Origin of the sequence: Humidesulfovibrio sp. (assembly GCF_035560995.1) — a bacterium.
Classification (GTDB): domain Bacteria; phylum Desulfobacterota; class Desulfovibrionia; order Desulfovibrionales; family Desulfovibrionaceae; genus Humidesulfovibrio.
Genome location: NZ_DATMYK010000104.1, coordinates 1 through 5880 on the forward strand (window position 1 = coordinate 1; position 5880 = coordinate 5880).

Below are 5880 nucleotides of genomic sequence, written 5' to 3' on the forward strand. Positions count from 1 at the left end.
CCTGCGCGACGAGACCCTGGACATCGGCGGCGCGGCGCTCTTCGCCCTGGGCATGACCGGCCTGCTCTTGGCCATGACCCACGGCCATGACTGGGGCTGGACCTCGACCCCGGTGCTTCTGGGACTTGCCGTGGCCTTGGCCGCCTTTCCCGGCTTCGCCGCCTGGGAGCGCCGCTGCAAGCACCCCATGCTCGACCTCTCGCTCTTCCGCATCTGGCCATTTTTTTCCGGCAACGTGGTGGCCTACCTGTCCTTCTTAAGCATGTTCACCAACGCCATCCTCATGCCTTTCTACCTGCATGGGCAGCAGGGCCTGGAGCCCTACGCCACGGGCCTGGTGCTCTCGTCGCTGCCGCTGACCATGGCCGTGGTGGCCCCGGTGAGCGGCTATCTGTCCGAGCGAGTGAACTTCGCCACCCTCACTTCCATCGGCCTGGGCGTCATGAGCTGCGGTTTGCTGTGGCTTTCCCGGCTGGAGGCGGCCTCGCCCCTGTGGCACGTGTACCTGGGGCAGGTGATCCTGGGTCTTGGCGTGGGCACCTTCATGTCGCCCAACAACAACAGCGTGCTTTCCAGCGCCCCGCAGGACAAAGTGGGCCTGGTGGGCGGCGTGCTGGCCCTGGTGCGCAACGTGGGCATGGTCTCGGGCATCGCCGTGGCCATCACCGTGTTCGAGGGTTTCCAGGGCCGGGCCTTGCGCCAGGGCATGGAAGCCAGCGCGGCCTTCATGACCGGCTTCCACGCCGCGTTGACCACGGGCGCGCTGCTGGCCGCCTGTGCCGGCTGCCTGTCGCTCATGCGGCGCAGACTGTTCACCAGCAAGCCCCCGCAGGAGCACCGCGTGGTGCACAAGGACGCCTAGCCGCACAAGCGGCCGCGCTCCGCACATTTCCCTTTGATTCGCCGGGCCGTTTTGCTACGGTGCGTAGTAGTGCCTCCCCCCTGGGGCACGCGGTTGCGTTTGTGCGGCGCATGGAAGGCATTCCAGGCAGTTGCCGCATTCAAGGCAGGGCCATGGCCAGACCAGCCTTCCCGGACTTCATGCGCGGCGGCACGTTCAAGCTCGCCGCCGCCATCCTTACCCTGCTTCTCGCAAGCTCCACGGGCGTATACCTGCTGGAAAGCCGCACCGTGGTGCCGGGCTTTTTCGAGGCCCTGTGGTGGAGCGTGGTCACCATGACCACTGTGGGCTACGGCGACATCGTGCCCGCCACCACCGAAGGCAAGGTCTTGGGACTCATGGTCATGGCCGGGGGCATCGGCCTCGTCTCCACCCTCACGGGCAACATGGCCTCGCTGCTGGTGGAGCGCAAGGCCAAGAAACGCAAGGGGCTGCTGGAAGTGAAGCAGATCGGGCACGTCGTGATCCTTGGCTGGAATTCCTCTGTGCCGGGCCTTGTGCGCGGCCTGTGCGAGAACGGACTGGTGGATGGCGGCGGCCTGGTGCTCGTCACCGACCTGTCGGAAGAACGCCGTGAAGAGGTGGCCTTCCAGCTCGGCCTGGGCGAGCGACTGTCCTTCGTCTCCGGCAAGATCGCCCAGGAGAACGTGGTCCACAAATCCCGGCCGGACAACGCCTCCCTGGTATACATCCTGCGCCAGGATGACATGACCCCGCACGAGTCGGACCAGCAGAGCATTTACGCGGCTCTCACCGTGCGCGGCATGGCCCCCAAGGTGCCCATCTACGCCGAGGCCGCCCAGCCGGAAAACCGCGTGCACCTCCTGCGTGCGGGCGTCACCGAGCTCATCGACCGGGGCGAAATCTCCAGCGGCGTTCTGGCGCTTCTGGGCGCGGCCCCGCCGGCCTGGAATCTGCTGCAGGCCATGCTGGGCCTGCGCGGTCGGCCGGGCATCACGCTGCGGGCCCTTACGGAGGAGGACAAGGCGGGCACCTGGGCCGAACTGGTCGGCCGCCAGCGAAAGGAAGACGGCAGCCTGCCCCTGGCCTTGTGCCAGACCGCGCGCAGCCTGGCCCTGGAGGACATCCTCGACGCGGGCTCGGCCCTGGACCAGTTCATCCTGGAGCTGTTCCAGTCCCACGGCCGGGAAACCCGGCTGGGCAGCAAGGAGGCCTCCGTGCTGGTGAACCCGCCAGACGCCCAGGCCCTGGCCGCCTACGACGGCGTGCTGCTCCTGCGGCCCGGCTGTTCCGTCCCAAGTGCCGGAGGCGTCCAGTGAGCGGGGTGGATCTTTCCTGCGTTCCCGTGTTCGAGGGGCTGAGCGCCGCCGAACTCGGCAAGGTGGGCGAGATTTTTCATGAGGAGGGGCGGCCTGCGGGCAGCGTCGTCATGGCCGAGGGCCAGACTGGAGACGAGATGTTCATCCTGGTGCGCGGCCAGGTACAGATCTCCAAGGCCATGCTGCTGGAGGGCATGACCGTGCCCCTGCTGAACATGGAATCGCCGCGCAAGGTGCTGGCGACCCTGAAGCACGACCTGCACCCGGTGCTGGGCGAGGTGGCCCTCATCGACGAGGAACACCGCTCGGCCACGGTGCGCACCGTCACGGATTGCGTGTTTCTCGTCACCAACCGCGAGAAGTTCTTCGACCTGGCCAGGCGCGAGCCGGACATCGGCGTGAAGCTCCTGCTCACCCTGGGCCGCCGCATGGCCGCCACCATCCGCCGCTCCAACGCCGAGGTGGTGAAGCTCACCACGGCCCTGGCCCTTTCCCTGCGCAAGAGCGTCTAAAGCGGGCCGCCGCAGCGGGCAAAAGAAGAAGGCCGCCCCCAACCGGGAGCGGCCCTTTTCGCGTTGAAGCGGAGGCGGAGCGTCTAGTACTCCATGTCTCCCTCGTGCTTGATGGGCTGGCTGAAGGTCTTGAGCGCCCAGGCCTGGTAGCCGATGACCACGGGCACGAAGACAAGCGCCACGCCAAGCATGATCTTGAGCGTCAGCGCGCTGGAGGAGGCGTTGTGGATGGTCAGGCTCCAGGCCGGGTTCAGGGTGGAGATGAGGATGGCCGGGAACAGGCCCACCACGCCGAACAGCGCCACGCAGGCGATGAACACGGCCGAGCCGCCCCAGGCCTTCCACAGACTGCCCGCGCCCAGGTACAGGCGCGAGGCCACCAGCCCGGCCACGGCGGCGATGAGGATCAGGAACAGGTGCGGGTTCTTCATGTAGTTGCCGAAGAGCTGGGTGTGCACATAGGTGTAGGCCAGAAACGCCAGCACCAGCACCAGCACCACGGGCCACAGCTTGCAGGCGGTGGAGACGGCCCGGGTCTTCAAGTCGCCCGTGGCGCGGATGGAAAGCCACAGCGCGCCGTGCATGGCGAACATGGCCACGAAGAGCACGCCGCCCAGCAGGCCGTAGGGGTTCAGCAGGTCAAGAAGCCCGGCCTGGTTCACGTGGTCCTCGGTTAAGGGCAGGCCGTGGAACAGGTTGGCGAAGGCCACGCCCAGCAGCAGGGCGGGCAGGAAGCTGCCCACGCTGTGGCAGGCGTCCCACAGGCTGCGCCAGGAGATGCTGTCCACCTTGCTGCGGAATTCGTACGAGACGCCGCGCAGGATGAGGGCGAAGAGCAGCAGCATGAGTGCGGAGTAAAGTCCGCTGAACATGGTGGCGTAGGCCAGGGGGAAGGCCGCGAAGGTCACGCCGCCCGCGGAGAGCAGCCAGACTTCGTTGCCGTCCCAGAAGGGGCCGCCGGCATTGTAGATGGAGCGTTTGTCGAATTCGTCCTTGGCCAGGAAGGGCATCAAGGTGCCCATGCCCAGGTCGAAGCCGTCGAGCACGAAGTAAACGGCCCAGAGCACTCCCCAGAGCAAAAACCAGATGGTCTCAAGCATGTCCGACTCCTTGGTGTTGTTCGGGTTGTGGGCCTAAGCGTCCTGGGGGCCCTTGCGGGCGGCGGTGACCATCAGGTAGGCGCCCGCCACGCCAAGCAGGGTGTACAGAAGCACCATCGCCACAAGGGAGCTGCCCGCCTGACCCGCCGTGATGGGCGAGACGGCGTCGGCCGTGCGCATGAGGCCATAGACGATCCAGGGCTGGCGGCCCACCTCGGCCACGACCCAGCCCGCCTGCATGCCCAGATAGGGCAGCGGCATGGCGAAGATCAGGGCCTTCAGGAACAGGGGGTACTTATCAAGCTCGTCGCGCTTCAGCAGGCCGAAGAGCATGAGAAGAGGCATGAGGGTGCCGATGCCAACCATGACGCGGAAGGCGATGAAGGTGATGCCTACGGGCGGGCGGTCGGCCGGGGCGAAGTCCTTCAGGCCCTTCACTTCGGCGTCCGGGTCGTTGTAGGCCAGAATGCTCAAAAGCGACGGCACGGGCAGGGCCTGCACCAGGTTCTTCTCGCCCTTTTCATCCGGGATTTGCAGCAGGTACATGGGGGCGTTCTTGGTGGTCTCCCAGTGGGATTCCATGGCCGCGAGCTTGACGGGCTGGATCTTGGCCACCAGGTTGCCGTGGACGTGGCCCTGGAGCGCAACGATGGCCGTGGAGGCCAGGCCTACGAACAAAGCCAGCTTCATGGACTTGGTGAAGAGCTCCACGTGCTGCTTGCGCAGCAGGTGCCAGGCGCTGATGCCGGCCACGAAGAAGGTTGCCACGCAGAAGGATGCGGACACCACGTGCACGAACTGGTTCCAGGCCCAGGGGTTGGTGATGACGGCGACGAAGTCCGTCAGTTCCGCGCGGCCGTTTCTGAGCTCAAAACCGAGGGGGTTCTGCATGAAGCCGTTGGCGATGAGGATCCAGACGGCGGAAAGATTGCCAGCGCCGGCAACCAGCCAGGCCACCAGGGCGTGGGCCTTGGGGGAGAGCTTCTCCCAGCCGAAGTGCCACACGCCGATCATGGTCGACTCCAGGAAGAAGGCTGCCGTGGCCTCAATGGCCAGCAGCGAGCCGAAAATATCGCCCACGTAGGCCGAGTAGCGCGACCAGTTGGTTCCAAATTGGAACTCAAGGGTGATGCCCGTCACGACCCCAAGGGTGAAGTTGATGAGGAAGAGCTTTCCCCAGAACTTTGCCATGCGCAGGTACACCGGTTTGCCCGTCCTCGCGTAGGCCGTCTCCATGCAGGCAATGAGCACGGAAATGCCCAGCGTGAGCGGGACGAACAAAAAGTGAAACATGGTGGCGGCTGCGAACTGAAGCCGCGAAAGCATGAGTGCGTCCATGAACCCCCCTTGGGTTGGCTGTTTCAACCAGGAATGGTTACTGCTAGCGCTATCCTGATTGATTTGCAACACCTTTCTTCTAACACTCCCCTGTTTCTTTGCAACAATTTTGAATGATGGGTGATTGCGTCCGTGCTGCAAGTCGAGTATTTTGAGAAGAGACCTGGAGGTGCGCATGGGTAAAGGCAAGTGTTCCCCGTGGAGCGGCATGGACGAGTTCAGGCAGCAGGTGGAGCGCCTTCTCGAGGAGGGCAAGGCCGGTCTGGCCGCCCAGGGGGGAGGGTATGTCTGGACGCCGCTGACGGACGTGCGCGAGACCGCTCTGGCCATCATCGCCCAGGTTGAACTGCCCGGCATCAGGGCGGAACAGGTCGTGGTCGAGATCGTTGACGGCGACTTGGTGGTGCGAGGCGAGCGCCCGTATGAGCGCCTTGAACCGGCCGAGGATGGCCAGGAACCGGCGGAGCCGGTCTATCATCTATTGGAGCGTTCGCACGGCACCTTTGCCCGGCGCTTCCCTCTACCCCCCGGCGTGGATGGCGAAGCCGTCACCGCCCGCCTGAGTGACGGACTGCTCACCGTCACCGTGCCCAAAGGGCGCGCCAGAACTTCCTCGCGCTTCAGTCTGATTGTGAAATAGTCACTGCCGATAGTTCCCCGCTAAAACCCCTTTCTGGGCTATTTTCAGGGTGCGTTTTGAGCACTTGTCTACGCATCCGATTTCCTGATCGCGCATGCTTGAAATAAAT

At 65.0% G+C, this 5880-nt stretch carries 6 protein-coding genes; 4 read left to right on the forward strand and 2 right to left on the reverse strand.

Annotated elements, in window-relative coordinates; genetic code table 11:
* The 3 genes from VN419_RS03955 to VN419_RS03965 form a co-directional block, all read left to right on the forward strand.
* Positions 1–862 (forward strand): MFS transporter (locus VN419_RS03955; protein WP_325644667.1); only part of this gene is annotated, 862 nt, incomplete at its 5' end.
* 152 nt (positions 863–1014) lie between these two features.
* The gene (locus tag VN419_RS03960; RefSeq protein ID WP_325644669.1) at positions 1015–2181 is read left to right on the forward strand and encodes a potassium channel protein; all 1167 of its coding nucleotides are present in this window, start codon (positions 1015–1017) and stop codon (positions 2179–2181) included.
* Positions 2178–2693, forward strand: a complete 516-nt coding sequence (locus tag VN419_RS03965) for a cyclic nucleotide-binding domain-containing protein (RefSeq protein ID WP_325644671.1) — start codon at positions 2178–2180, stop codon at positions 2691–2693. Before VN419_RS03960 ends, VN419_RS03965 begins: the two co-directional genes overlap by 4 nt.
* An 83-nt stretch (positions 2694–2776) precedes the next feature.
* Here VN419_RS03965 and cydB read toward each other — a convergent pair whose 3' ends face one another.
* On the reverse strand, positions 2777–3793 hold the full coding sequence (cydB, locus tag VN419_RS03970; protein ID WP_325644673.1) for a cytochrome d ubiquinol oxidase subunit II: 1017 nt from the start codon (positions 3791–3793) through the stop codon (positions 2777–2779).
* A 33-nt stretch (positions 3794–3826) separates the two neighbouring features.
* Complete coding sequence (locus tag VN419_RS03975; RefSeq protein WP_325644675.1) at positions 3827–5131, reverse strand: cytochrome ubiquinol oxidase subunit I; 1305 nt, start codon at positions 5129–5131, stop codon at positions 3827–3829.
* 175 nt (positions 5132–5306) lie between these two features.
* On the opposite strand from VN419_RS03975, the gene VN419_RS03980 reads away from it, so the two are divergent.
* On the forward strand, positions 5307–5771 hold the full coding sequence (locus tag VN419_RS03980; protein ID WP_325644677.1) for an Hsp20/alpha crystallin family protein: 465 nt from the start codon (positions 5307–5309) through the stop codon (positions 5769–5771).
* The last annotated feature ends 109 nt before the right edge of the window (positions 5772–5880 follow it).